25 protein-coding genes are annotated in these 25610 nt (G+C 72.9%); 16 read left to right on the top strand and 9 right to left on the bottom strand.

All coding sequences use genetic code 11. The features are described from left to right. Nucleotides 1–108 precede the first annotated feature (108 nt). The 5 genes from GRC12_RS07565 (at nucleotide 109) to nrfD (ending at nucleotide 6788) form a co-directional block, all read left to right on the top strand. A complete protein-coding gene (locus GRC12_RS07565; RefSeq protein ID WP_208778356.1) occupies nucleotides 109–1398 on the top strand; it encodes an ROK family transcriptional regulator in 1290 nt (429 codons plus the stop codon). A gap of 106 nt (nucleotides 1399–1504) precedes the next feature. After that, on the top strand, nucleotides 1505–1732 hold the full coding sequence (locus GRC12_RS07560; RefSeq protein WP_208778354.1) for a hypothetical protein: 228 nt from the start codon (nucleotides 1505–1507) through the stop codon (nucleotides 1730–1732). A gap of 18 nt (nucleotides 1733–1750) precedes the next feature. Next, nucleotides 1751–4996 carry a formate dehydrogenase gene (gene fdh / locus GRC12_RS07555; protein ID WP_208778352.1) on the top strand — a complete coding sequence of 1082 codons (3246 nt, stop codon included), beginning with the start codon at nucleotides 1751–1753 and terminating at the stop codon, nucleotides 4994–4996. Beyond that, complete coding sequence (locus GRC12_RS07550) at nucleotides 4993–5835, top strand: 4Fe-4S dicluster domain-containing protein (RefSeq protein WP_208778350.1); 843 nt, start codon at nucleotides 4993–4995, stop codon at nucleotides 5833–5835. The genes fdh and GRC12_RS07550 overlap by 4 nt, the downstream gene beginning before the upstream one ends. Nucleotides 5836–5891: 56 nt before the next feature. Beyond that, entirely contained in the window at nucleotides 5892–6788 is an 897-nt protein-coding gene (gene nrfD / locus GRC12_RS07545; protein ID WP_439959872.1) for an NrfD/PsrC family molybdoenzyme membrane anchor subunit, read from the top strand. Between the two features lie 39 nt (nucleotides 6789–6827). On the opposite strand, the gene GRC12_RS07540 is transcribed toward nrfD, so the two are convergent. Beyond that, nucleotides 6828–7856, bottom strand: a complete 1029-nt coding sequence (locus GRC12_RS07540) for an SDR family oxidoreductase (protein ID WP_208778346.1) — start codon at nucleotides 7854–7856, stop codon at nucleotides 6828–6830. Nucleotides 7857–7994: 138 nt separating this feature from the next. Between GRC12_RS07540 and GRC12_RS07535 the strand changes: the two genes are divergently transcribed. Beyond that, on the top strand, nucleotides 7995–8825 hold the full coding sequence (locus GRC12_RS07535; protein WP_208778345.1) for an alpha/beta fold hydrolase: 831 nt from the start codon (nucleotides 7995–7997) through the stop codon (nucleotides 8823–8825). Nucleotides 8826–8858: 33 nt separating this feature from the next. Here GRC12_RS07535 and GRC12_RS07530 read toward each other — a convergent pair whose 3' ends face one another. The 4 genes from GRC12_RS07530 to GRC12_RS07515 form a co-directional block, all read right to left on the bottom strand. Then, nucleotides 8859–9824, bottom strand: coding sequence for an SDR family NAD(P)-dependent oxidoreductase (locus GRC12_RS07530; protein ID WP_208778343.1), 966 nt, complete (start codon nucleotides 9822–9824; stop codon nucleotides 8859–8861). A 285-nt stretch (nucleotides 9825–10109) separates the two neighbouring features. Then, nucleotides 10110–11273: an FUSC family protein gene (locus tag GRC12_RS07525; protein ID WP_208778341.1), complete on the bottom strand. Its 1164-nt coding sequence runs from the start codon at nucleotides 11271–11273 to the stop codon at nucleotides 10110–10112. Nucleotides 11274–11364: 91 nt separating this feature from the next. Beyond that, the gene (locus tag GRC12_RS07520; protein WP_208778338.1) at nucleotides 11365–12021 is read right to left on the bottom strand and encodes an HAD family hydrolase; all 657 of its coding nucleotides are present in this window, start codon (nucleotides 12019–12021) and stop codon (nucleotides 11365–11367) included. Nucleotides 12022–12058: 37 nt separating this feature from the next. Further along, nucleotides 12059–13099, bottom strand: coding sequence for a PHP domain-containing protein (locus GRC12_RS07515; RefSeq protein ID WP_208778336.1), 1041 nt, complete (start codon nucleotides 13097–13099; stop codon nucleotides 12059–12061). Between the two features lie 100 nt (nucleotides 13100–13199). On the opposite strand from GRC12_RS07515, the gene GRC12_RS07510 reads away from it, so the two are divergent. Genes GRC12_RS07510 through GRC12_RS07500 form a run of 3 tightly spaced genes read left to right on the top strand, consistent with a single transcriptional unit; the run spans nucleotide 13200 to nucleotide 15319 of the window. Continuing rightward, a complete protein-coding gene (locus GRC12_RS07510) occupies nucleotides 13200–14003 on the top strand; it encodes an SDR family oxidoreductase (RefSeq protein WP_208778334.1) in 804 nt (267 codons plus the stop codon). Nucleotides 14004–14013: 10 nt separating this feature from the next. Next, nucleotides 14014–15036: a DNA topoisomerase IB gene (locus GRC12_RS07505; protein WP_208778332.1), complete on the top strand. Its 1023-nt coding sequence runs from the start codon at nucleotides 14014–14016 to the stop codon at nucleotides 15034–15036. A 37-nt stretch (nucleotides 15037–15073) separates the two neighbouring features. Continuing rightward, nucleotides 15074–15319: a hypothetical protein gene (locus tag GRC12_RS07500; protein WP_208778330.1), complete on the top strand. Its 246-nt coding sequence runs from the start codon at nucleotides 15074–15076 to the stop codon at nucleotides 15317–15319. A 9-nt stretch (nucleotides 15320–15328) separates the two neighbouring features. On the opposite strand, the gene GRC12_RS07495 is transcribed toward GRC12_RS07500, so the two are convergent. Both GRC12_RS07495 and GRC12_RS07490 read right to left on the bottom strand, forming a co-directional pair. Then, nucleotides 15329–16555 carry an RICIN domain-containing protein gene (locus GRC12_RS07495; protein WP_208778328.1) on the bottom strand — a complete coding sequence of 409 codons (1227 nt, stop codon included), beginning with the start codon at nucleotides 16553–16555 and terminating at the stop codon, nucleotides 15329–15331. A gap of 139 nt (nucleotides 16556–16694) precedes the next feature. Next, the gene (locus tag GRC12_RS07490; RefSeq protein ID WP_244372236.1) at nucleotides 16695–17378 is read right to left on the bottom strand and encodes a VanZ family protein; all 684 of its coding nucleotides are present in this window, start codon (nucleotides 17376–17378) and stop codon (nucleotides 16695–16697) included. A gap of 246 nt (nucleotides 17379–17624) precedes the next feature. On the opposite strand from GRC12_RS07490, the gene GRC12_RS07485 reads away from it, so the two are divergent. The 6 genes from GRC12_RS07485 to GRC12_RS07460 are packed head-to-tail and all read left to right on the top strand — an operon-like array spanning nucleotide 17625 to nucleotide 21362. Continuing rightward, nucleotides 17625–17807, top strand: coding sequence for a hypothetical protein (locus GRC12_RS07485; protein WP_208778326.1), 183 nt, complete (start codon nucleotides 17625–17627; stop codon nucleotides 17805–17807). Beyond that, the gene (locus tag GRC12_RS07480) at nucleotides 17804–18256 is read left to right on the top strand and encodes a monovalent cation/H+ antiporter complex subunit F (RefSeq protein ID WP_208778324.1); all 453 of its coding nucleotides are present in this window, start codon (nucleotides 17804–17806) and stop codon (nucleotides 18254–18256) included. Before GRC12_RS07485 ends, GRC12_RS07480 begins: the two co-directional genes overlap by 4 nt. Next, nucleotides 18249–18509: a Na(+)/H(+) antiporter subunit B gene (locus GRC12_RS07475; RefSeq protein WP_208778322.1), complete on the top strand. Its 261-nt coding sequence runs from the start codon at nucleotides 18249–18251 to the stop codon at nucleotides 18507–18509. The genes GRC12_RS07480 and GRC12_RS07475 overlap by 8 nt, the downstream gene beginning before the upstream one ends. Beyond that, complete coding sequence (locus tag GRC12_RS07470; protein WP_208778320.1) at nucleotides 18506–19246, top strand: MnhB domain-containing protein; 741 nt, start codon at nucleotides 18506–18508, stop codon at nucleotides 19244–19246. Before GRC12_RS07475 ends, GRC12_RS07470 begins: the two co-directional genes overlap by 4 nt. Nucleotides 19247–19254: 8 nt before the next feature. After that, nucleotides 19255–19602 carry a sodium:proton antiporter gene (locus GRC12_RS07465; RefSeq protein WP_208778378.1) on the top strand — a complete coding sequence of 116 codons (348 nt, stop codon included), beginning with the start codon at nucleotides 19255–19257 and terminating at the stop codon, nucleotides 19600–19602. Next, nucleotides 19602–21362 carry a complex I subunit 5 family protein gene (locus tag GRC12_RS07460; RefSeq protein WP_208778317.1) on the top strand — a complete coding sequence of 587 codons (1761 nt, stop codon included), beginning with the start codon at nucleotides 19602–19604 and terminating at the stop codon, nucleotides 21360–21362. The genes GRC12_RS07465 and GRC12_RS07460 overlap by 1 nt, the downstream gene beginning before the upstream one ends. Here the strand turns inward: GRC12_RS07460 and GRC12_RS07455 are convergent, their stop codons facing one another. Continuing rightward, the gene (locus GRC12_RS07455) at nucleotides 21363–22025 is read right to left on the bottom strand and encodes a DUF4230 domain-containing protein (RefSeq protein ID WP_208778316.1); all 663 of its coding nucleotides are present in this window, start codon (nucleotides 22023–22025) and stop codon (nucleotides 21363–21365) included. Nucleotides 22026–22173: 148 nt separating this feature from the next. Between GRC12_RS07455 and GRC12_RS07450 the strand changes: the two genes are divergently transcribed. Then, nucleotides 22174–23364 (top strand): cytochrome P450, encoded by a 1191-nt coding sequence (locus GRC12_RS07450; protein WP_208778314.1) that lies wholly within the window; start codon nucleotides 22174–22176, stop codon nucleotides 23362–23364. Between the two features lie 327 nt (nucleotides 23365–23691). Here the strand turns inward: GRC12_RS07450 and otr(A) are convergent, their stop codons facing one another. Further along, complete coding sequence (gene otr(A), locus GRC12_RS07445) at nucleotides 23692–25554, bottom strand: tetracycline resistance ribosomal protection protein Otr(A) (protein ID WP_208778312.1); 1863 nt, start codon at nucleotides 25552–25554, stop codon at nucleotides 23692–23694. Nucleotides 25555–25610 lie beyond the last annotated feature (56 nt).

Below are 25610 nucleotides of genomic sequence, written 5' to 3'. Positions count from 1 at the left end.
AGAGCACCGTCTCTTAGCTCACAGCGTGAACTAAGGGTTGGAGGAATGTCGCGCCGGGCCCGCCCGCGGAGGTATGTTGCAGCTCGGACAGGGTTCGGAAGGAGCCACATGGCAGGGCGGAACGGGCGTACGGTACGGGACCTCAGGCGGGCCAACCGCACGGCCGTGCTGCAGCGGCTCTACTTCGACGGACCGCTCAGCCGCTTCGAGCTCGGCCCGGTCACCGGACTGAGCTCCGGCTCGGTGAGCAACGTCGTCGCGGACCTGGTCGCCGACGGGCTGGTCGAGGAGGCCGGCAGCGTCGACTCCGACGGCGGCCGCCCCCGCACCCTGCTGCGCGTGGCACCCGGCGCCGGCCACATGATCGGCGTCGACGTCGGCGAGACCCGCGTCCGCGTCGAGCTGTTCGACCTCACCCTCACCGAACTCGCCCGCGCCGAGCGGCCCCTCACCCAGCAGCGGTACGAGGTCGAGGTCATCGTCGGCCACATCCGCGACGGAATCGCCGAGGTGCTCGCCGGCACCGGAGTCGACACCGGCCGGCTGCTGGGCGTCGGCATCGGCGTCCCCGGCATCGTCGAGCACACCTCCGACCGCGGCGCCGTCGTGCACGGGCAGACCATCGGCTGGGACGCGGTCCCGCTGGAGGCGCTGCTCCGCTCGACGTCCGGGCTCCCGGACACCGTCCGCTGCTTCATCGACAACGGCGCCAAGACCCTCGGCCAGGCCGAGATGTGGTTCGGCGCCGGACGCGGGGCCCACAACGCGATCGTCGTCCTGTTCGGCTCCGGCGTCGGCGCCTGTCTGGTCACCCCGGAGGTGGAGCACGGCCGGGCCGTCGAGTGGGGGCATCTGACGGTACGGGTCAGGGGGCGCCGCTGCCGGTGCGGCGCGCTCGGCTGCCTGGAGGCCTACGCCGGGGCGGAGTCCCTGCTGGAACGCTGGCGCGAGGAGGGCGGACGGCCCCCGGAGGGCACCGACGAGGAGACGGCGCTGACCGCGATGCTGGCCGCCGCGTACCCGGCCGAGGGTGGCACGGCCGACCCGGTCGCTCTGGCCGTACTGGAGGAGACGGCCGAGTACCTGGGCGCCGGACTGTCCGACCTGATCAACCTCTTCCAGCCCGAGCGGATCCTCATCGGCGGCTGGGCGGGGCTCCAGCTCGGTACGCGGTTCCTGCCCGCGGTACGCCGGCACGCGGCCTCGTACGCGCTGCGGCACCCGGCCGAGAAGGTCACGATCGACCTGGGCCGGCTCGGTCCGGACGCGGTCACCGTCGGTGCGGCGATCCTGCCGCTCGCCGACTTCTTCGCCCGTGGCGGGCGGCGCCTGGAACCCGCTCCCGAGGGGCCGGTCCCGGCCTGGCGGACGGCGCTGGAGGAGCGCGCTCCCCACTGAGGCGCAGCGACGCGCCGGTCACGGCAGTCATCCGCGCACACGGACGTTTCGCGCGTCGCGCCCGGAGGTACTCGCGTCTCGCCCGACGAGGTGAAGGGAGTACGCCGTGGCCGATCGGCGTGACACAGGCCAGGGCGGCGAGCCCGTGCCGAGGGATCTGCCGGACCAGCAGGTGCGTGAGGGTGAGGATCCCCTGGACATTCCGCTGCCGGCCGACGCGGAGAACGAGTCGGACACGCCCGACACCGACGAGGCCGGGACGGGACGCCAGGACGGCCCCCGCTCGGCCACCGTCCACCCCGAACATCCCGCGCCGGACGAGTCCTCCGCCTGACCGTGACAGGGAGCCATCATGGGTATGGGCGACCGGGTCCGCTCCTGGCCCGTCTACCGACAGCTCACCGGCACCGACCGCACGGGTCGGGGTGCCGCCGCGAAATCGCCGTACACCGAGAGCCTGCGCCCGCGCACCGACCGCGCGGACCGGGTCGTGCAGTCCGTCTGCCCCTACTGCGCGGTCGGCTGCGGCCAGCAGGTCTACGTGAAGGACGAGAAGGTCGTCCAGATCGAGGGCGACCCCGACTCCCCGGTCAGCCGCGGCCGTCTGTGCCCCAAAGGCTCGGCCACGCTCCAGCTGACCACCGGACCGGCTCGTGAGCACCAGGTGCTGTACCGCCGTCCGTACTCCGGCGACTGGGAGACCCTCGACCTGGACACGGCGATGGACATGGTCGCCGAGCGGGTCATCCGCACCCGGCGCGAGACCTGGGAGTGGGAGCGCGAGGGGATGCGCACCGCCCGCACCATGGGCATCGCCAGCCTCGGCGGCGCGACGCTGGACAACGAGGAGAACTACCTCATCAAGAAGCTGCTGACCGGCCTCGGCGTGGTCCAGGTGGAGAACCAGGCCCGGGTCTGTCACAGCGCGACGGTCGCCGGACTCGGCACCAGCTTCGGCCGCGGCGGCGCCACCACCTTCATGCAGGACCTGCAGCACTCCGACTGCATCGTCATCGAGGGCTCCAACTTCGCCGAGTGCCACCCGGTCGGCTTCCAGTGGGTGATGGAGGCCAAGAAGCGCGGCGCCCGCATCATCGACGTCGACCCCCGCTACAACCGCACCAGCGCCCTCGCCGACCTCTACGTCCCGATCCGCGCCGGCACCGACATCGCCTTCCTCGGCGGGATCATCAACCACGTCCTGACCGAGGAGAAGGACTTCCGCGAGTACGTCCTGAAGTACACCAACGCCGCCACCCTGGTCAGCGAGGACTTCCAGGACACCGAGGACCTCGACGGCGTGTTCTCCGGACTCGACGCGGAGAAGGCCCACTACGACCCCACCACCTGGCAGTACGAGGGCGTGGAGATCCAGCAGCCCGCGGGCGAGGCCGACGAGCTGTACGAGGAGCGCACCCGCAAGGCCGCCGGCGCCGAGGCGCACGGCTCCGGCGGCGCCCGCACCGGGCACCGCGCCCCCACCGACGAGACCCTCCAGCACCCGCGCTGCGTCTACCAGGTCCTCAAGCGCCACTACGCCCGCTACACCCCCGAGATGGTCGAGGACGTCTGCGGCATCCCCCGCGAGACCTTCCTGCGCGTGTGCGACGAGCTGACCCGCAACTCCGGACCCGAGCGCACCAGCGCCTTCTGCTACGCCGTCGGCTGGACCCAGCACACCACCGGCTCCCAGTTCATCCGCGCCGCGTGCGTCCTGCAGCTGCTGCTCGGCAACATCGGCCGCCCCGGCGGGGGCATCCAGGCGCTGCGCGGCCACGCCTCCATCCAGGGCTCCAGCGACATCCCGACCCTGTTCAACCTGCTGCCCGGCTACATCCCGATGCCGCACGCGCACGAGGACATGAACCTCGACAACTTCATCGAGACGACCCGCACGCTGAAGGGCTTCTGGTCGGAGATCCGGGCCTACCTCGTCAGCCTGCTCAAGGCCTACTACGGCGACGCCGCCACCCCGGAGAACGACTTCTGCTTCGACCACCTGCCGCGCCTGACCGGCTCGCACTCCACCTACGACACGGTGATGGCCCAGCTCGACGGCGACTGCAAGGGCTACTTCCTGCTCGGCGAGAACCCGGCCGTCGGCTCCGCCAACACCCGGCTGCAACGCCTGGGCATGGCCAACCTGGAGTGGCTGGTCGTGCGCGACTTCTCCCTCATCGAGTCGGCGACCTGGTGGAAGGACGGTCCCGAGATCGAGAGCGGCGAGCTGCGCACCGAGGACATCGGCACCGAGGTGTTCTTCTTCCCGGCCGCCGCCCACACCGAGAAGTCCGGCTCCTTCACCAACACCAACCGCTGGGTGCAGTGGCACTACGCGGCAGTCGAACCGGAGGGCGACGCGCGCAGCGACCTGTGGTTCATGTACCACCTGGGGCGCCGCATCAAGGAACGGCTGGCCGGCTCCACCGACCCCATGGACCGCCCGATCCAGGACCTCGCCTGGGACTACCCGGTCACCGGCGAGCTGGAGGAACCGGTCGCCGACGCCGTCCTCGCCGAGATCAGCGGCCACGGTCCCGACAACAGCCCGCTCAGCGCCTACACCGAGCTGAAGGACGACGGCTCCACCCGCTGCGGCTGCTGGATCTACTGCGGTGTCTACGCCGACGGCGTCAACCAGTCCGCGCGCAAGAAGCCCGGCTCGGAGCAGGACTGGGTGGCCGCCGAATGGGCCTGGGCCTGGCCCGCCAACCGGCGCATCCTCTACAACCGCGCCTCCGCCGCCCCCGACGGCACCCCGTGGAGCGAACGCAAGAAGTACGTCTGGTGGGACGCGGAGGCCGGGAAGTGGACCGGCCACGACGTCCCGGACTTCGTGCCCGACCGCGCCCCCGACCACATCCCCGACGAGGACGCCGAGGGCCCCGACGCGCTGCGCGGCGACGACCCGTTCATCATGCAGGCCGACGGCAAGGGCTGGCTCTACACCCCGGCGGGCCTCGAGGACGGTCCGCTGCCGACCCACTACGAGCCCCAGGACTCGCCCTTCCCCAACGCCCTGTACCCGACGACCCCGCGCAGCCCCGTGCGCCAGCTGATGCCCCGCGAGGGCAACCGCTACCACCCCAGCGGCGACGAGAAGGGCGCCGACGTCTTCCCGTACGTCGTCACCACGCACCGGCTGACCGAGCACTTCACGGCGGGCGGCATGAGCCGCTGGTCCGAGTACCTGTCCGAACTTCAGCCGGAGTTCTTCTGCGAGGTCTCGCCCCAACTGGCCCGCGAGCGCGGCCTGGAGAACGGCGGCTGGGCCACCGTCGTCACCGCCCGCAACGCCGTGGAGGCGCGGGTGCTGGTGACGGAGCGGATCCGCCCGCTGCGGGTGCAGGGCCGCACGGTCCACCAGATCGGCCTGCCCTTCCACTGGGGACCCAACGGTGTCTCCCCGGGCGACGCGGCCAACGAGCTGACCTCCATCTCCCTCGACCCCAACGCCCACATCCAGGAGGACAAGGCGCTGTCCGCCGACATCCTCCCCGGCCGCCGCCCGCGCGGACCGGACCTGCCGAAGCTGGTGGCCGAGTACCGGCGGCGGGCCAGCATCACCGGGACCACCGGGACGGAGGTGCGCAAGTGAGCGAGGAACGCGTCGGGTTCTTCACCGACACCTCCGTCTGCATCGGCTGCAAGGCCTGCGAGGTGGCCTGCAAGGAGTGGAACGCCATCCCCGAGGACGGCCTGTCCCTGACCGGCATGTCCTACGACAACACTCAGGCGCTCGGCGCCTCCACCTGGCGGCACGTCGCCTTCATCGAGCAGCCGCGCCCCGACGGCCGTACCGAACTGCCCGTCGTCGAGGGCGGGGCGAGTGCCCAGGAGACGGCCGTCGACGGCTCGGACGAACTGCGCTGGCTGATGTCCTCCGACGTGTGCAAGCACTGCACCCACGCCGCCTGCCTCGACGTGTGCCCCACGGGCTCGCTGTTCCGCACCGAGTTCGGCACCGTCGTCGTGCAGGAGGACATCTGCAACGGCTGCGGCTACTGCGTGCCGGCCTGCCCGTACGGCGTCATCGAGCAACGCCCGCACGACGGCCGGGCGTTCAAGTGCACGATGTGCTACGACCGCCTTGGCGCGGGACAGGAACCGGCCTGCGCCAAGGCCTGCCCCACCGAGTCCATCCAGTTCGGCCCGCTGGACGAACTGCGCGAGCGGGCCGCGCTGCGCGTCGACCAGCTGCACGAGGCCGGCGTCACCGAGGCCCGGCTCTACGGCGACGACCCCGACGACGGCGTGGGCGGCGACGGCGCGTTCTTCCTGCTGCTGGACCAGCCGGAGGTGTACGGGCTGCCGCCGGACCCGGTCGTCACCACCCGGGACCTGCCGGCCATGTGGAAGCACGCGGGCGCGGCCGCCCTGTCCCTGCTGGGCGGGGTCGCGGCCTGCTTCGCGCTCGCGGGAAGGGGCCGGCGATGACCGTTTCGCAACGCCCGCAGCGCTCGGGGCGCAGGCGCCGGCGGGGCGAGCAGGCGATGGTGCCACCCGCGGAATTCCAGTCGTACTACGGCCGTCCCGTCATCAAGGCGCCGTCCTGGGCCGCCCCCGACATCGCCGGGTACTTCTTCCTGGGCGGGCTCGCGGGCGCCGGGTCGGTGCTCGCGGCGGGCGCGCACCTGACCGGCCGTACGACGACCGCCACGGCGCTGAAGGTGTCCTCGCTCGGCGCGATCTCGCTGTCCGCGGCCGCGCTGATCCATGACCTGGGCCGGCCCGGCCGGTTCGCGAACATGCTGCGGGTGTTCAAGCCGACCTCGCCCATGAGCGTGGGGTCCTGGCTGCTGTCGGTCTACGGACCGGCGGCGGGCGCGGCGGCGGCGAGCGCCGTGACCGGCCGGCTGCCGCGGCTCGGGGGCGCGGCAACCGGAGTCGCGGCACTGCTGGGGCCCGCCGTGGCCACGTACACCGGGGTGCTGGCTGCGGACACCGCCGTACCGGCCTGGCACGGGGCCCATCGTGAGCTGCCGTACCTCTTCGGTGCCTCCGCGACGGCCGCGGCGGCCGGGATGGCTATGGCGGTCGGTCCCACCGGCGAGAACGCGCCGGCGCGCTGCGCCGCGGGGCTGGCCGCGCTGGCCGACGCGGCGGTGGAGACGGCCGCGGAGCGGCGGCTGGGGATGGTCGCGGAGACCTGGAAGGAGGGCCGGGCCGGAAACCTGCTGCGGGCGGCCCGGGTGCTGACGGCGGCAGGCGGGCTGGGCGCGGTGGCCCTGGGCGGCCGCCGCGGTCCGGCGATCGCCTCGGGTCTGGCCCTCCTCGCCGGCTCGGCCTGCACCCGCTTCGGCGTGTTCGCGGCGGGCGTGGCCTCGGCGAAGGACCCCAAGTACACGGTGGTGCCCCAGCGGGAGAGGCTGGACGAAGACGGGGTGTGAGCCCTCGGCTCACACCCCTTGGGCTGTGGATCCTGGGCCTCATCCGACCTTGCGTCCGCGCAGCGGCTCCGTGTCGGCTCCCGACCCGTGCTGCAGGCCCTGCAGGAACTCCTCCAGGACCTCCGTCGCCGTGTGCTCGGGCTGCCAGCCCAGCTCAGTGTGGGCGCGGGTGCAGTCCATCAGCGGCAGCCGCAGGACCGCGTCGAAGAGGTGGGGCGAGGCGGGCAGCAGGTGAAGTCCCCAGGCGGCGGCGATCGCCCTGCGGGCCGCGGCGCGGGGGAGCCGCACCGGGCGTGAGCCCAGCATCTCGCCCAGCATCTCCGCGTCGACCGGCGGCTCGGCGGCCAGGTTGAAGGCGCCGCGGACCTCCCCGGCGAGCGCGAGGAGGTACGCCCGGGCCGCGTCGTCGGTGTGCAGTGCCTGCACCCGCAGCCCCGGGATGTCCGGGAGGAACGGCAGCATCTCCGGACGCGCCAGCGGCCCCGGCAGGAACCGTCCGCCGAAGATCCGGCGTTGCTCGCTCGCCGACTCCCGCTTGAACAGGAACGCCGGCCGCATCCGCACCACCCGCACCTCGGGATGCTCCCGCTCGAAGGTGTCCAGGGCGCGCTCCAGATACGCCTTCTCCCGGCAGTACGCCGCATCCGGCCAGCCGTGCGTCGGCCATGACTCGTCCACCGCGCGTCCCTTCGGCCCCGGCGAGTACGCCCCGACCGACGAGGCGTGCACCAGCGTCGGCACCCCCGCCCTCGCCACCGCCTCGAACACCCGGATACTGCCGAGGACATTGGTCCGCCACGTCACGGCCGGATCATGCGTGGGCTGGAAGGCCCAGGCCAGATGCACCACCGCGTCGGCGTCCGCGAACACGTTGGCCAGATCCGTGCGCTCCGACGCCAGGTCGACCGGGGACCAGTCCGTCCGCGGCGGGGACCACTCGGGTATCCGCCGGGCCAGCCCCAGCAAGGAGCCGACGTCCGATTCCTCGGCCAGGGCGCGCACCACGCTGGTACCGACGTTGCCGGTGGCGCCCGTGACCACGATCCTGCTGCCCGTCGTGCCGCTCACGATCGACTCCCTTCCCGGGGGAGGGACCGAGTACCCGGCCCGTGCGGGGTTCATGACGTCGGAGGTAATCGACCCGCTCGGTGCCGCGCGGAAGCATGAGGGACGTACCCACCGCACCGGATCCCAGGAGGACGTCCCATGCCGTACTTCGCCAGCCCCGCCGACGGTACGCGGCTGCACTACGTCGACTACGGACCGGCCGACGGTCCCGTGGCCGTCTTCGTCAACAGCGCCTACCTGGGCTCGGAGATGTGGGAGTTCCAGATGCCCCGGCTCGCCGAGGAGGGCCTGCGCTGCGTGGGCCTGGACCGCCGGGGGCACGGCCGCTCCGACGACGTGTGGGGCGGGTTCGACCTCGACACCCTCGCCGACGACCTGCACGGGCTCCTGGACCACCTGGACCTGCGGGAGGCGGTCCTGATCGGTCACTCGATGGGCAGCGTCGAGATCACCCGCTGCCTCACCCGGCACGGCACCGAGCGGGTGGCCCGGGTCGCCTTCGTCGCCGGGATCGCGCCGGGCGTGGTGCGCACCGCCGACAACCCGGACGGCGTGGACCAGGACGTGGTGCTGGCCGCGAACGAGGTCTGCCGGCGCGACCGGGCGGCGTTCTTCCGTGACGGCGTCGACGCCTTCTTCGCCGTCGACCGCCCCGGCAACGACGTGTCCCCGGCGTACCGGGACCACATCGTCGACCGCGCCCTGATCTCCACGCCTCGCTCCACGGCCGCGGTCCAGGCGCTGATCGCCGTCGTCGACGTCACCGCCGAACTCCCCAAGCTCGACCTGCCGGCCCTGGTGATCCACGGCACCCACGACACCTCGGCCCCCCTGGAGACGACGGCCCACCGAGCCGCCGGCCTCCTTCCCGAGGCCACCCTCAAGGTCTACGAGAACGCCGGCCACGGCCTCTTCGCCACCCACGCCGACCAACTCACCACGGATCTGCGGGAGTTCATCACGGACTGAGTCCGGCCCCGGCCACCGGCGCCGCTTCTTCCGCTAGGCGGGGAAGGCGTTCACGCCTGTCAGCTGTGCCGACAGGTCCCACAGACGGGCTGCCTGGTCCGGGTCGATCGCCCACTCCTTGACGCCGTCGGTGGTCGACTCGTCCGGCGGGGCGATCTCGGCGATCTCGCAGTCCTCCAGGTAGACGCCGCCCAGGCCGTCCAGTTGGGGGGAGGTCGCCGCCCACACCTGGGTGGCGGCGCCCTGTTCCGGGGTCTTGAAGCCCTGCGGGTTCAGGACGTTGCCGTCCGCGTCGATCCAGCCGCGTTCGATCATCTCCTCCTTCGGGATGTGCCGTTGGAGGGGCGTGAGGATGCCGCCGGGGTGCAGGGAGAAGGCGCGGACACCGGCGTCACGGGCCAGCCGGTCGAGGTGGACGGCGAAGAGGACGTTCGCGGTCTTGGCCTGGCCGTAGGCCGCCCACTTGTCGTAGCCGCTCGTCCACTGCACGTCGTCCCAGCGCATGCCGGAGAAGTGGTGGGCGCGGGAGGAGACGGAGACGACGCGGGCGCCGCCCGCCGCGATCGCCGGCCACAGCCGGTTGACGAGGGCGAAGTGACCGAGGTGGTTGGTGGCGAACTGCGCCTCCCAGCCCGGCCCCACCCGTGTCTCCGGGCACGCCATGATCCCGGCGCTGTTGATCACGATGTCGACGGGCCGTCCGGAGGCCAGGAAACGGTCGGCGAAGGCACCCACGCTCTCCAGGTCCCCGAGGTCCAGCTCGTCCACCTCGACGCCGGTCACACCGGCCAGCGCCTCCTCGGCGGTCGCCCGGCGCCGCGCCGGGACGACGACATGGGCGCCCGCCCTGGTCAGCGCCCGGGTCGTCTCCAGGCCGAGCCCCGAGTAGCCGCCGGTGACCAGCGCGAGCCTCCCCGTGAGATCGATGCCCCGCAGGACGTCGTCGGCGGTGCTGGTCGCGCCGAAACCGGATCCGATCTTGTGCTGTGCAGTGGTCATGCCGTGAACGCTACGAAGTGAAGTGCGCTCGAAGTCAAGCCGGGACCGGGGCCGGACGCGGAAGGGCCCCGACCGGACGGGGGAATCTCGGTCGGGGCCGTCGAAGGGTGGGCGCGGATGGCGGTCGCCTCTCGGCGAAGGGCTCCACAGGGCTTCAGCCGAACGATCGTCCCTGTGGGCGAATGGTGAGGCCCGGGGACACTGTCCCATCCGCACCCACGGCTTGTTCAACGGCGAACTACCGTGTGGTGTTCCGCCGTTGGGATCCTTTCGCGGTGATCTGCGTCACCCGCGCGCGGCGGCCGGAACGGTGTCCGCCCACAGGTTCTCCGCCTGCAGCAGCAGCGACCCGAGGACCGTCGTACGGTCCGCCCCGAATCCGGCCTGCTCCCGCAGCCCCTCCTGCAACCGCCGGTGCAGTTCGCGCCGGGTGTCCTCGACCCGCTCGTCGACCTCCTCCTCGCCGGGCCCGTCGAGCAGCCGGCGCCCCTGCGCGTGGCAGGCCCGCGCGATCAGCTCCAGCAGCCGCCCGTAGGTGTGCAGCACCGGGGCGTCGGGCGCCGTGGGCGTCCGTTCGTCCTCGGCGGCGACCGCGAGGGTGCGGGTGAGTGTCGCCACGTGTCCGGTGATCCGGCTCCAGCGCTCGTCCTCGCTGTCGGGCGGTATGTCCGAGGGCAGTCGGCGCAGCCTGCGCAGCGGCCTGCTGGTCAGGCGCAGGCTCTCCCGGCTCCAGCGGCGGGCCGAGCGCACCGCCTCCAGCCGGTGTTCGAGCCGGGCGGCGCCGTGCTTCCAGCCGGCCACGGTCGCCGCGTCCCAGCGCTCGTGCCGCATGTCGTCGGCGACCGTCCGCAGCACGTCCCCCGCCTCCTCGGCGAGGGCCGCGAGGTTCTCCCGGACGTCCCGGAGATGGATCGGCGGCAGCACCAGCGCGTTGACGGCGATCCCGATCACCGCGCCGAGCGCCGCCTGCCCCACCCGGTGCCCGACCGTGGCCGCGGTGACGCTGCCGGCGGCGAGTGTGAACACCGCGGTGGTGGCGCCGTAGATGCCCTGGTCGCCGAAGCGGGACCAGTTGGACAGCAGCATGAGCACCGGCAGGCACAGCGCCAGCGCGCCCAGCGTGTTCCCGGTGACCGCCTGGGCGAGCGAGGCGAAGACCGTGCCGGTGCAGATCGCCGCGAACTGCTGCGCCGCGCGCCGCAGGGAGCTGTACACGGTGGCCTGCACCAGGACCAGCGCCACCCAGGGAGCCATCAGGGCCATCGGGTCGTCCATGCCGTCGCTCGCCACGAACCACGCCAGCACCGCCGCCCCCGCGGCCTTCAGCGACTGCACGACCAGATCCCGCTCCCGGCCCGGCGAGCGCCAGGCCGCCCGCACGTTCCGTCCGACGCCGGTCCACTGCCCGCCCTGTGCTGATCGTCGTACCGCTTCGGTCACTCGCGTCATCCGGTGCGGGTAACCGAAGATCGGCGGACCACAGCAGGCCGGGCGCGGTGACGTGCCGCACGCGGAGCGGGAGCGGGACCGCGGGCCGCACTCAGGCCAGCGGGCTGCCGTCCAGGTCGGCCAGGAGGTGCGCGGGATCGTCGTACACCGCCTCGGCGCCCGCCTCCTCCAGGTCGTGGCGCGGGATTCCGCCGCACAGCACGCCGACGCGGCGCACGCCGGCCCGGCAGGCCGCGCGCATGTCCCACACGGTGTCGCCGACGAAGACCGCCCGTTCGGCGGGCACCCCGGCGAGCTCCAGGGCGTGTTCGACGGGCTCGGGGGCCGGCTTGCCCTCCTCGACGTCGTCGGCGCTGGCCGTGGCGTGGATCGCCTCGTCGGCGGAGAGCGCGCGCCGCAGCGCGGACAGTTCCGGACCGCTCGCGGAGGTGGCCAGCACCACCCGCCAGCCGTCGTGATGGAGCCGTCGCAGCAGCCGGCCGGCGTCCTCCAGCGCGGGCAGCCGGTCGAAATACTGCGCGTACAGCGTCTTGTGCGCGGCGCTCAGCTCGCCGTCCCGGTCCTTGTCCCGCTCGTCGCCCAGCACCCGGGCGATCAGATCCGCCGAGGGCAGGCCCACGGACCGGTGGATGGCGTGCATGGGCACCTGGTGGCCCGCCTGCCGGAACGCCTCCCACCAGGTCGTCACGTGCAGGTGGTTGGTGTCCACGAGGGTTCCGTCGACGTCGAACACGGCCGCCCGTTCCATGCGCTCTCCCTTGCTCGCTCTCCGCTCGGGTACCACGTCACGGGCCCGACACGCCCGCCGGCGTGCGCCGCCCGCGGGTCCAGGCGAGCAGGTCGCCGAGCGCCCAGGTGTTCACCACCCGCTCGGGCGGCACCCCGCACTCCTCGGCGCGGGCGCAGCCGAGGATCTGCCAGTCCAGCTGGCCGGGCGCGTGCGCGTCGGTGTCGATCGAGAAGAGCACGCCCGCCTGAACCGCGCGGCGCAGCAGCCGCCGGGGCGGGTCCAGCCGCTCGGGCCGGCTGTTGATCTCCAGGGCGGTGCCCGTCTCGGCGCACGCGGCGAACACCTCGTCCGCGTCGAACTCCGACTCGGGTCGCCCCCGCCCGGTCACCAGCCTGCCGGTGCAGTGCCCGAGCACGTCGGAGTGCTCGTCGTGGACGGCGGCCACCATGCGCCGGGTCATCGAGCGGGCGTCCATGCGCAGCTTGGAGTGCACCGACACCACGACCACGTCCAGCCGCTCGAGGAGTTCGGGTTCCTGGTCCAGCGAGCCGTCCTCGAGGATGTCGCACTCGATGCCGGTCAGCAGCCGGAAGGGCGCCCAGGTCTCGTTCAGCCGCGCCACCACGTCCAGTTGCTCCCTCAGCCGCTGCGGCGACAGCCCGCGCGCCACCGTCAGCCGCGGCGAATGGTCGGTCAGGGCCGCCCACTCGTGCCCGAGCGCCGCGGCGGCCCGTCCCATCTCCTCGATCGGGCTGCCGCCGTCCGACCAGTCCGAGTGCAGATGGCAGTCCCCGCGCAGCCGCGCCCGCAGCTCCGCGCCCGCCCGGTCCTCGTCCGCCGCCCCGGCCTCGTCCTCCAGCTTGCGCAGATAGCCGGGCACCTGCCCGGCCAGTGCCTCCTGGACGACCTGGGCCGTCTTCGGTCCGACCCCCTTCAGTGACTCCAGCGAGCCGGCGGCGGCCCGGTCGCGCACCTCGTCCGCGGGCAGCTTCGCCAGCACGCGGGAGGCCGTACGGAAGGCGCGGACACGGTAGGTCGGCGCCAGGGACCGCTCCAGCAGGAAGGCGATCCGGTCCAGTGCCTCGACGGGGTCCATGGCTCCAGGGTTCCCCGGCCGCACGGATCCCGCACGGTTTGTGCCCGCTCACCCGGGGTACTGCGATGCCCCACCCTCGGCGACGCTCAGGAGGTCGGCGATGTCCCCATCAGCTTCCGGCAAGGTGGCCGTGGTCACCGGCTCCGACTCGGGGATCGGCCGCGCCACGGCCGTCCGGCTGGCCGAGGCGGGCATGGACGTCGGCATCACCTGGAACACCGACCGCAAGGGCGCCGAGGAGACGGCCGACGAGGTGCGCGCCCACGGGCGGCGGGCCGAGGTGGCCCACCTGGACCTGACCGGCCTGCCCGAGGCCGCCGACACGGTCGACGAGCTGTGCGAACGGCTCGGCCGCCTCGACGTCCTGGTCAACAACTCCGGTACGGGCACCATGACCCCGTTCCTCGATCTGGACCTCGACACCGTGCGCGAGGTCCTCGACGTCGATCTGGTCGGCCCGTTCCTGTGCGGGCAGCGGGCGGCTCGGCACATGATCCGGCAGGGCGACGGCGGCCGCATCGTCAACGTCACCTCCGTCCACGAGCACCAGCCGAGGGTCGGCGCGGCCCCGTACTGCGCGGCCAAGGGCGGTCTCGGACTGCTCACCCAGGTGATGGCCCTGGAACTCGCCGAGTACGGCATCACCGTCAACGCCGTCGCGCCGGGTGAGATCGCCACACCGATGACCGGCCAGGAGGACGGCGACGTGCACACCGAGCCCCGTCCGGGCATACCGCTCGGCCGGCCCGGTGACGCCCGCGAGGTGGCCGCCGTCATCGCCTTCCTCGCGAGCCCCGACGCCGCATACGTCACCGGCGCGTCCTGGAGCGTGGACGGCGGCATGCTGCGGATGGGCCCGCAGGCGGGCTCGCATCTCGGCAGTGACGACTGGCGGCGGCCCTGAGCGGGCGGCCGTGAGACTGCGCACCAGCCACTGCGACCGTCCCGGCTTCAGCCGCGTCCGCTGCGGGCGCGGCTTCCGCTACCGGGACGAGACCGGCGCGCCCCTGAAGGACCCCGCCCATCTCGACCGCATCCGCGGCCTGGTCATCCCGCCGGCCTGGCGGGACGTGTGGATCTGCCCCTGGCCCAACGGGCATCTGCAGGCCGTCGGCACCGACGACGCCGGACGCCGCCAGTACCTCTACCACGAGCGGTTCCGCGCGCAGCAGGAGCAGGCCAAGCACGAACACGTCCGCGAGGTCGCCCGTACCCTGCCCGAACTGCGCGCCAAGGTGGCGATCGACCTCGCCGGACGCGGACTGAACAGGGCCCGGGTCACCGCCTGCGCCGTGCGCCTGCTGGACCTGGGCTTCTTCCGCATCGGCAGCGACCGGCACACCAGGCAGAGCGAGACCTACGGCCTGACGACCATGCTGCGCGAGCACGTCACCTGCCGTCGTGGTGAGATCGAGTTCAGTTACCCGGCCAAGGGGGGCGTCGAGCTCGTACGGGCGCTCGTCGACGAGCAGGCGCACGCCGTCGTACGGTCCCTGGCGCGGCGCCGGCGTCCTGAGGAGCGGCTGTTCGTGTACCGGGACCGGGGCGCCTGGCACGAGCTGCACGGCGACGACCTGAACGAGGCGCTGCGGCGGCTGTCCGGGACGGAGATCACCGCGAAGGACTTCCGCACCTGGCACGCCACGGTCCTCGCCGCCGTCGCGCTGTCCGTCCCCACCGCGCGGGCCCGTGCCACGCCCGCGGCCCGGCGCCGGCAGATCGCCCGCGCGGTCCGCGAGGTCAGCCACTACCTGGGCAACACGCCCGCCGTGTGCCGGGCCTCCTACATCGACCCAAAGGTGTTCGAGCTGTTCGAGCAGGACGTCACGATCGCCGCCGTGCTCACCCGGCTGGGCGAGCACGGCGAATTCGGCCGTCCGGCCACGCAGGGCGCCGTCGAGCGGGCGGTGCTGGATCTGCTGGAGAGCGGGCGTTGACGGGTCGCCGTCCTCCTCGCGTTCTACGCTCTATGGCATGACCGAACAAGGAGTTCCGCACATACCCCATCCACGGGTTCTGGTGCTCGGGGTGTGCCCGGGCAGGCCGGGCGAGGCCCCCTTCCGGATCGTGGAGATCGACGGTCAGGTCATCGGCGAGGCCCGGGCCGTCACGGACGTACTGGAGGCCGCCGCCTCGTACGGCATCCCCATCCACGACCTCGACGACCCGGACCTGATCCGCTGGGTGGGAGGCGACAAGTACACCTGGACGAAGCACTGAGCGGACGGCTCAGCCGACCGTCCACTTCTGGTTGGCGCCGCCCGTGCACGTCCAGATCTGCAGTCGAGTGCCGTTGGCGGAGTCGTTGCCGGTCACGTCCAGGCACTTGTTCGCCTGCGGGTTGACGATGTCGTGCGCCCCGGTGACGGTCCACTTCTGGTTGGGGCCGCCGGTGCAGTCCCACAGCTGGACGGTCGAGCCGTCCGCGGTTCCGTTGCCGGTGATGTCCAGGCACTTGCCGAGCGCGCGGACGGTGCCGTCGGAGCCGACGGTCCACTGCTGCGCGGCGGTGCCGTTGCAGTCGTAGAGCTGAACGGGTGTGCCGTTGGCGGGGTTCGCGCCGGCGACGTCCACGCACTTGCCGGCCAGTCCCCGGATCGCCGTCCCCGTCGGGGTGTCGCCGGTCGTGACCGACACCGAGTCGACCACCAGCGCTTGCGGGAAGGAGGTCGAGCCGTCCGGGTCGCCCGGCCAGTAGCCGCCCACGGCCAGGTTCAGGATCAGGAAGAACGGCTTGTTGAACACCCAGGTCCTGCCGCCGAGATCGGCGGGAGTGCGCCGCTGGTAGACGGTGCCGTCCACGGACCAGGTGATCGAGTCGGGTGCCCAGTCGACGGCGAAGGTGTGGAAGGCGTCCGCGAAGGCCTGCCCGCCCGGCAGGGAGTAGGCGGCGCCGATGCCGCCCGAGCCGGAATAGCCGGGACCGTGGATGGTGCCGTGCACGGTGGAGGGCTCGAAGCCGACGTTCTCCATGACGTCGATCTCGCCCGAGTCCGGCCAGTTCACCGGCGTGCCCAGCATCCAGAACGCGGGCCACATGCCCTGCCCGCGCGGAATCTTCATCCGTGCCTCGACGTGCCCGTACTGGGCGGTGAAGCTGCCGGAGGTGTTGAGCCGGGCCGAGGTGTACTGGCAGGTGCCGTACCAGCACTGGTAGTTGGCCGGGTTCTCGCGCCGGGCGGTGATCACCAGATGGCCCTGGCCGTCCAGGGCGGCGTTGCGGGTGCCGGGGGTGTAGTACTGCCGCTCGTGGTTGTTGACGTTGTCGCCGGTCTCGGTCTGCCACTTGGAGGGGTCGACGGCGGCCCCGGCGGGCCCGTCGAAGGTGTCGGAAAAGGCCACGGCGGCGGCGGCCCTGGGCGGATCCGCGTGCGCCGCACCGGTCGCGGCGGACGCGACCAGCACGGCGGACAGGGCGGCGAACAGACATGTGCGCAGCAGTCGTGGGGAGGCCACGGCACTTCCTTCCATACGGCGGCCAGGCGCAGGGATGCGCCCGGCCGAGGTGGGGGGTGAAGGCGTCGCCTCTTGATTTAAGGAGTGAGATAAGGGGAGCGTCAATACCTTGGTACGGACCAGGGGTTGAGGTGCCCGGCTAAGCGCTCTTTGTCCCCTTGGCGGACCGGCGCGGGACCCGTTCCCGTGCGTGCACCCTGCCCATCCGCCGCCCCAGGACGATCCAGCCGATCAGCGCGCCGCTCGTGTTGAGGATGACGTCGTCGATGTCGAAGGCGCGTCCGTCGACCAGCGCGCCCTGGGCGAACTCCACGAGCAGCATGACCATGGCGGTCAGCAGCAGCACGCGCAGCAGCCCGCGCGCTCGCGGCGCGACGACGGGGATGAGAACCCCGAACGGGATGCCCAGCAGAACGTTGCCGCCGATCTGCTTCACGGCGTCGCGCAGCGCCGGCTGTTCGACGTAGGCCCGGATCGAGCGGCCCGGATGCAGATTGGTGTGCACCAGCGAGGCCGAGGCGGGCGAGGGCTCCAGCGTCAGCTTGGCCAGCACCACGGCGAACGCCACCATGAACCCGAAGGCGACCAGCATCGCCAGCAGCCGGATCGGCAGGGGCAGGACATGCCGTTCGCGCGGCTCAGGACGGGAGGCCGGCTCGGCCCTCGCCCTCCTCCAGAATGTGCCGCCCTTGGCCGGTGCACCGTTCTTCGCGGGCTTCGCGGCCTTCTCCGCTCTGCCGTTCTTCGCGGGCTTCGCGGCCTTGTCGGATTTGGCGACACCCAGGCGCCATGCGGAACGTGGGCGCAAGGCTGCACGGGCCATCCGGTCCTCCAGTCTTCAACTTCCCTGTGTCGAAAGGCGGTTACCCCCACATCCGCCGACGATGCCGCCGTGCCCGGTTCGGGCGTGGTGCGCCCGCGCGGTTTTTCTTCCCGCTGTCGGGGCAACCGGGCGGTGAGCCGAGCGCGCCGCCCCCCGCGGCGCCCGCCGCGATGCTTGGATGCCGCGGAAGGACGGACCGGACCTCTCGCCGCGACGGCGTGCGAGCGGAGCCCGAGGAGGTGGCGCATGACCCCGCGGACCGCGCTCCTCGCGGCGGCCGAACTGATGGGCTGGTGGGTCGCGCTCGCCCTGCTGTGGCTGGTCCTCATCAGCACCGTCGACACCCTCGAACTCGCGGTCGGCGCGGCCTCGGCCCTCGTCGGCGCCCTCGCCGCACGGGCCGCGCGACGGGCGGTGACCGGATCGTGAACGGCTGGCTGCTCGCCGCCACCGTCTCTCTCGCCGGCGGCCTGGGCGCGGCCCTGTGGGGCGTCGCCACCGGCCCGCTGCGCCGCCGCGTCGTGGCGCAGAACCTGTCCACCGCCCTCGCCTGCCCGGGCCTGCTGCTGCTGTCCCAGGCCTACGGCCGGCCGTCGTACGTCGACCTCGGTCTGGTCCTCGCCCTGCTCGGCCCGGTCGGCACCCTGGTCTTCGCTCGGCTGCTCGCCGACGAGCTGGCCGAGGACCCGCCGCGCGCCTGGGGCCTGACCTGGACGGTCGCCGGCCTCGGCGCGGCCGCGGTGACCGCCCTGTGCGTGGCGACCGGACCCAGCCGGGCGATGGTCAAACTGCTGGTCGTCGGCGCCCTGCTGATCAGCGGTAACGTCATCGCCTCGCGTGCCCTGTCCGGCGGCTTCCGGGGGGTCCGCGGTGGCTGACGCGGTGATCGTCGTCGCGCTGCTGCTCGTCGCGGCGTCCGCCACGGTGGCCGTGGCGACCCGCGACCCGATGCGCCAGGCCCTCGTCCTGGCCGTCCTCGGCGTCGTCCTCGCCGTGCTGTTCACCGTCCTGCAGGCACCGGACGTCGGCCTGTCCCAGCTCGCCGTGGGTTCCGCCCTCACCCCGCTGCTGCTGATGCTCGCCGTCCGCAAGATCAGACGGCGCGGCCGGGAGAAGGAGGGCGAGCGGTGACCCGGCGCGCCCGACTGTGGGTCCTGCTGACCGGCGGCGCGGGCCTGGCCGTCCTGCTGGTCGCCGCCTGTCTGAGACTGCCGCACTTCGGCGGCGACCGGCACCCCTATGGCGACCGCGCGGTCCACGCCTCCCTGGCCCGGCGCACCGCCAACACCATCTCCTCCGTCAACTTCGACCAGCGCGCCTTCGACACCCTCGGCGAGATGACCATCCTCTTCGCGGCCGTCCTGGGCTGCGTGGTCCTGCTGCGCCAGACCCAGGACGAGCGGCGCGCCCGCCCCGAACCCGCCGACGTGGCCCGGCCGGTGCGCCGCTACGCCCTCCTCGTCCTGCCCGTCGCCCTGCTGACCGGCCTCTACATCGTCGCCCACGGCCAGCTCAGCCCCGGCGGCGGCTTCCAGGGCGGGGTCGTCGCCGCGACCGCCCTGCACCTGCTCTACCTCGGCGCCGACTACGCCGCCCTGGAACGCGTCCGCCCCGTCGGCAGATACGAGGTCGGCGACGCGCTGGCCTCCTCCGCCTACGTCGTCACCGGCATCGCGGGCCTCATCGGCGGCACGGCCTTCCTGGCCAACACCCTGCTGCCGTACGGCACCTTCAACACCCTCTCATCCGGCGGCACCGTGCCGCTGCTGAACGCGGCCATCGGCATGGAGGTCGCCTGCGCGGTCGTCGTCCTGCTCGCCCGCTTCCTGGACCAGGCCGTCGAGATCGAGGAGGAGAGCGGGAGATGAGCTCCGTGATGGACGTACTGCCGTACCTGGTGGCCGCGTGGGTCTTCCTGGCCGGCTGCTACGGCCTGGCCACCAGCCGCAACCTCGTCCACGCCGTGGGCTGTCTGTCCGTATGCCAGGCCGGCACCTATGTCCTGCTGCTGGCCGTCGGCTACCGGGACAAGGCCACCGCCCCCGTCTTCTCCGACATCAAGCCCGGCTCCCGCCCGGTCGTCGACCCGGTCGTCCAGGCGCTGACCCTCACCGACGTCGTCGTCGGCGCCACCGTCACCGCCCTGCTCCTCGCGCTGGTCGTCCAGATCGCCAAACGCCACGGCACCGTCGACCCCGACGAACTCTCCGAGCTGCGCGGCTGATGAACGACCTGCTGCCGCTCCTGGTCGCCGTCCCCGTCCTCGGGGCCGCCCTGCTCGTCGCCGTCGGACGCCGGCTGCCCCGGGTCGCCGCCGAGTCCGCGGGCTGCGCGGTGTCGGCCGCCACGGCCGCACTCGCCGTCGTGCTGCTGCTCGGCTCCTCGCCGCCGATGACCGAATGGGTGGGCGGCTGGACGCCCGTCGAAGGCCACAGCGTCGGCATCGTCCTGACCGGCGACGGACCCGGCCTCGGCATGGCCGCGCTCGCCTCGCTGCTGACCCTGGCGGCGCTGGTCTACTCCTGGCACTACTTCGACGAACCGCCCCGCCGCCACGCGGGCTCCTTCCCGGCGCTGATGCTGCTGTTCCAGGGCGGCATGTGCGGGTTCGCGATCGCCGGCGACCTGTTCAACATGTTCGTCTGGTTCGAGCTGATGAGCGTCGTCGCCTACGCGCTGACCGGTACCCGGGTCGAGGAGGCCAGGCCCGTGCAGGGCGCGCTGAGTTTCGCCGTCGTCAACTCCCTCGGCGCGTACGCCATGCTGATGGGCATCGGGCTGCTGTACGCGCGCACCGGCGAACTGGCCCTGACGCAGATCGGGCGCGGTCTCGACGCGCACGGCGCGCCGGACGCGCTCACCCTCGCGGGCTTCGTCCTCGTCCTGACCGGTCTGCTGGTCAAGGCGGCCGCCGTCCCCTTCCACTTCTGGCTGCCGGACGCGCACGCCGTCGCCCCCACCCCCGTGTGCATGCTGCTGTCCGGTGTCATGGTCGAACTCGGCGCCTACGGCGTCTGGCGTGTGTACGGCACCGTCTTCGCCGGCCCCGGCGGCGTCCCGCCCCACGACCTGCGGCGCGCTCTGGTGGCGCTCGGCGTGCTCACGGTGGTGATCGGCACGGTGATGTGCTGGTACCAGCGGCACATCAAACGGCTGCTCGCCTACTCGACGGTCGCCCACACCGGGCTCTTCCTCATCGGCATCGGTGTGCTGACCCCCGAGGCGGACGACGGGGTCGCGCTGTACGTCCTCGGACACGCCGGCGTGAAGGCCGCCCTGTTCGCCCTCACCGGCATCCTCCTCGACCGCTACGGCAGCGTCGACGAGCACGCCCTGCACGGGCGCGCCCGCTCGTTGCGCGGGGTGGCCGCGATGTACGCCCTCGGGGGCCTCGCCCTCGCGGGGCTGCCGCCGTTCGGCACCGCGCTCGGCAAGTCGGTCGCCGAGGAGGCGGGGGGCGGCCCGCTGACCGTGCTGTACGTCGCGGGGAGCGCGGTGACCGCCGCGGCCGTACTGCGCGTCGCCGCCGGGGTGTTCCTCGGCCTCGGCCCCACGCCGCCGGACCAGGGCGACTTCGAGACGACCGGCTCGGGCGAACAACCGGAGACGGGACACCGCATCCGGCGGATCCCGGACACGATGACGGCGGTGCCGGCCGTGCTGCTGGCCGCGGCGCTCGCCGTGGGCGTGGGCCCCGGATTCGGCGACGTCGTGGCGCGCTCGGTGAACGAGGCCGGGTCCGGCGGGGTGATCGGCTCCGTGGAATGGACGGGACCGGGTGTGCTGCTCGGTCTGCTGTCGACCGGGCTCGCGGTGGGCCTCGCCGCCCTCGCCGCCGTCCGCCCGACACTGCTGACGTGCCCGGACTGGGCGCTGCCGCTGCGGCGCCTGCAGTCCGGGCACGTCGGGGACTACGTGGCATGGGTGCTGGTCGGGGCCGCACTGCTCGGCGCGCTGGCGCTGCCGGGAGTGCTGGGCGGCTGATCAGCTCTGGTAGGAGACGTGCACCTCCTTGAAGCCGAGCGAGTGCAGCAGCCCCTGGAGCATGTCGACGGTGTTGGTCTCGGCACGCTTGGTCAGCCCGCTGTCCTTGGCGGCCTCGCCGATGTGCTTCACCGCGAGCTTCTGCACCGCCTGCTCACCGTTGGGGTTGTCCGAGAAGAAGTCGCCGAGGCGGTCCAGCAGACCGCGCTGCTTGGAGACGGCGTAGGAGCGGTCGGGGTCGAGGGCCGGCTTGCCGAGCGCCGCGTGCGGCAACCGGATGGTGGCGGACGTACGGTCGCCGTTGACCGTCACGTCGTCCTTGCCGACCTTGCCCAGGTCGACATAGGCGTCGACGGTGCCCGCCCCGACGTACAGGGTGCGGCTGCCGCGGATCGCGTCGGGCAGGTACTTGGTGTCCTTCTCCAGGTCCACCACGACCTGGAAGTTGCCGGAGGCGGCGTCGTAACGGCTCATGTCCTGAATGGACTGCAGCAGCGCGGGACCGGTGCGGTCGTGCGTCTGCGTCCCGAACAGGTCCTTGAGACCGGGCAGCACACTCAGCCGGATCCCGGCGAAGAACACCACGAGCACCAGCACGACGGCGCTCACCGCCTTCGCCCAGCCGGGCATGCGCCTGGACACGCGCCTGATGGGAGTCGTCATGGCCGCGGTCCTCCTTCCTGACTACTTCCACGGATGCCCGCCAAATCCCTTGGCAGACCGTGTCGTTGGCCGATCGATATCTGGTGGGGGGCGGACAGGGCGCACTAGCGTGGGAGAACTGTCCGTACCGGCACCCCTGGAGTCCCGGATGAGTACAGACAGCACATCCCTCTCCCGCTGCCCCATGCACCGCATCGACCTCCCCGAGGCCGGTCCGCCCCGGCGCACCGCGCTGGCCACCGGTACCCCGGTCTGGCTCGTGACCCGCTACGCCGACGTCCGCCAGGTCCTCATGGACCACCGCTTCGACAGGCGTTCGCTGCACGCCGACGACGCGCCGCCGCTGCTCGTCGTGCCGAACCTGCTGGGGGACCCGGACGGGATGGTCAACCTCGACGGCGAACCGCACCAGCGGCTGCGCGGCACCGTGCAGCGGGCGTTCACGCCCCGCGCGATCGCCCGCTGGCGGCCCTGGGTGGCCTCGGTCGTCGACACCCTCCTCGACGATTTCGCCGCCGGGGAGCGGCCGGCCGACATCGTCGAGGGGTTCACCCGTCCGCTGCCCGTCTCGGTGATCTGCCGGCTGATGGGCCTCGACCACCTCGACCGCGAGCGCATCCGGCACTGGGCCGACCACGCCCTCTCCGGGGGCGCGCACACGCGGGAGGAGGTCGTGGCCGCCATGTCGGAGTTCGCGGAGTTCGGCGCCCAACTGATCGCCGAACGGCGCAAGGCACCCGGCGACGACCTGGTCAGCGGTGTCGTGGCGGCGGGCGACGCCCTCGGCATCGACGAACGGCAGCTCGTGCGGCTGGTCTGCGGTCTGGTGGTGGCCGGGCACGAGACGACCATGACGGCACTCGGCAACCTCGTCGTCTACCTCCTCACCGACGGACGGGACGCCTACGCCGGTCTCGCCGCAGGCGAGGAGACGGCCGCCACAGCCGCCGAGCAGTTGCTGCGCGCCGTCCCGCTCAGCGAGGGCCGCGTCCTGCCCGGGCTGCTCCGGCGGGCCGTCGAGGACACCGAGGTCGGCGGTGTCCGCATCCCGGCGGGCAGCGTGGTCGCCGTACAGACCAACTCCGCCAGCCGCGACACCGCCGTGTTCCCGCCCGGCCCGCCGGATCCCTTCACCCCGCTGCCCGCGCCCACCGTCGTCTTCGGCGCCGGCCCCCACCACTGCCTCGGCGCCTGGCTCGCCCGCCTGGAACTCGGCCTCGCCCTGCACCGCCTCGCCTCCCGCTTCCCCGGCCTGCGCGCCGAGTTCACCCCGGAGACGATCGACTGGCGCGAGGGCCAGATGACCCGGAGCCCACGCACCCTGCCGGTGTCGTGGTGAAGCGGCTCGGGGGAGTGATCCGGCGCGACCGCCCCGGCCCTGACCGCTCCGGCCAGGCCCCCGGCCACCGCGCCGCCCCGGTTCCGTAAGCCGGCCGGGCAGCACATCCGCCGTCGTCACCATGTCCGCTCAGGTGGCCGGTGCCTGGCGGCATGCCCTCTCCGGGGCCGAAGTCCGCGGCGGTTCGGTAACGCCCCCGAAGGGGCGCGGGGAACTGCGCGACCGGCCACGACGGCGCCGCGGACGACCGACGGCACAGCGCGGCACATCCAGCGGAGCGCTTGGGCGGCCCCCCACCGGGCGGACGACGGGCGCGGCCGAAAGGGGCTAGTGCGGCCGCAGCTCCCTGTCGCTCGACGGGCGGGACCACCACACGCCCTCGCCGTGGGTGAGGCCGGGCAGGCGCAGCTCGATCTCGCGTACCCGGCGGGCCGGCAGCTCGCCGGTGATCAGCCAGGACGACGAGCCGGGCGTGGTCCCGGTGAACTCCGCGCCGCGTGAGGCGAGTTCGGCGGTCACCGGGGCCAGGGCGTCGAGCGGAATCTCCGTCTCGAACGCGTGGTACGGCTCGTACAGCCGCGTCCGCGCCTGCTGAAGCGCGCGGCGCAGCACCACCGGGGTGAGACCCCGGAAATCGGCCGCCGTGCTGATCGGCGAGCAGTAGCCGGAGCGGATCAGCGTGACGCGGTAGTCGGTGACCGGGGCGCCCGACAGCCCGGTCAGCATGCCGGCGTGCACCGCGTCCTCGATGGCCTGGTGGAAGGCGCGGGGGAGTGCGCCCAGTTCCGTCTCGTACGTGAACACCCCGCCGGAGTCCCGCGCTCCCGGCGCCACCCGCAGCCCGATCGTCGCCCAGTAACGGGTGCCCAGATGCCACGGCATCTCCGCGCAGGCCTCGCCCACGCCCCGCGGCCGCTCCAGGAACCGCACCCGGCCCGGCTCGAAGTCCGCCTCGACGCCGAAGTCCTGGGCCAGTGTCGCCGCGATCACCTCCATCTGGACCTCGCCGTACAGCAGCAGCGCGGTGACTCCCCCGGGCGCCGGCCGGGCGTGGATCAGCGGGTCCTGGTCGGCGAGGGCCAGGAGCGCCTCACGGAGCCGCGCCGCCTGCTCCGGGCGGCGGGCACGGGCCACGGTCTCCAGTGTCGGGGGCGCGAACTGCGGCGCGCGGTCGCTGCGTTCACCGAGGCGGTCACCCACCCGCACGCCACCCAGCCCGCCGATCGCCGCGATGTTCCCGGCGGTCAGGGGCCCCTCCCGGCCGACGACGCCCAGGCGGTGGGCCCGAGCGGCGACCTCGGTGGTCCGGCCGTCGGCCTCGCGCCGCAGGAACGTCAGCCGCTGGCGCCGAGCCACCTCACCGTCGTACAACCGCAGGTACGCCGTCCGCTCGCCGCCCGGTCCGGGCCGTACGGCGAACACCGTGCCGCGTGGTCCGGCGCCACCGGACGTGGGGGCCGGGGGGATCAGGCGGATCACCGTGTCCACGAGACCGGCGACGCCCTGACCGCCGAGCGCCGAGCCGAACAGGACGGGGTGGAAGGAGCCGGCGGCCGTGTGCGCCGCGAGGGCCTTGGAGAGGTCGTCGGCGGTCGGCTCGGGGCCGTCGACGAGCGCCGCGAGGATGCCCGGGTCGACCTCGGCGAGCCCCTCGGCCAGCCGCTGATCCGCGGCCGGGCGGGGTGTCACGCGCGCGTCGGGGGTGCCGATGCCCGTCACGTCCGTGAGCGGGGCGACGTACGGCGTCAGCCTGCTGCGGATGTCGGCGAGCAGGCCCTCACCGCGGGCACCCGCCCGGTCGATCTTGTTGACGAAGACCAGGGTGGGCAGCCGCAGCCGCCGCAGTGTCCTCATCAGCACCCGCGTCTGCGCCTGCACGCCCTCCACGGCGGACAGCAGCAGCACCGCGCCGTCGAGGACCTCCAGGGCACGCTCGACCTCGGCGATGAAGTCGGAGTGACCGGGTGTGTCGATCAGGTTGACCTGGGTGTCACCGACGGTGAACGCGGCGACCGCGGAGCGGATGGTGATGCCACGCTGCCGCTCGATCTCCCCGTCGTCCGTACGGGTGTCACCCGCGTCGACGCTGCCGAGCCGGTCGATCGCTCCGTGGTCGAACAGCAGCCGCTCGGTCAGGCTGGTCTTACCGGCGTCGACGTGGGCCAGAATTCCGATGTTCAGGGTGTGCATGCGGGGTCGAGTCCTCGAGAACCGTGGGCCGGTGGGGGCGCTGGTTGATTCCGAGG

It is taken from the genome of Streptomyces griseorubiginosus, from assembly GCF_017614965.1.
GTDB lineage: Bacteria > Actinomycetota > Actinomycetes > Streptomycetales > Streptomycetaceae > Streptomyces > Streptomyces griseorubiginosus_B.
Note: the sequence above shows the minus strand (reverse complement) of the source record. Positions and strands in the feature narration are given on the sequence as shown.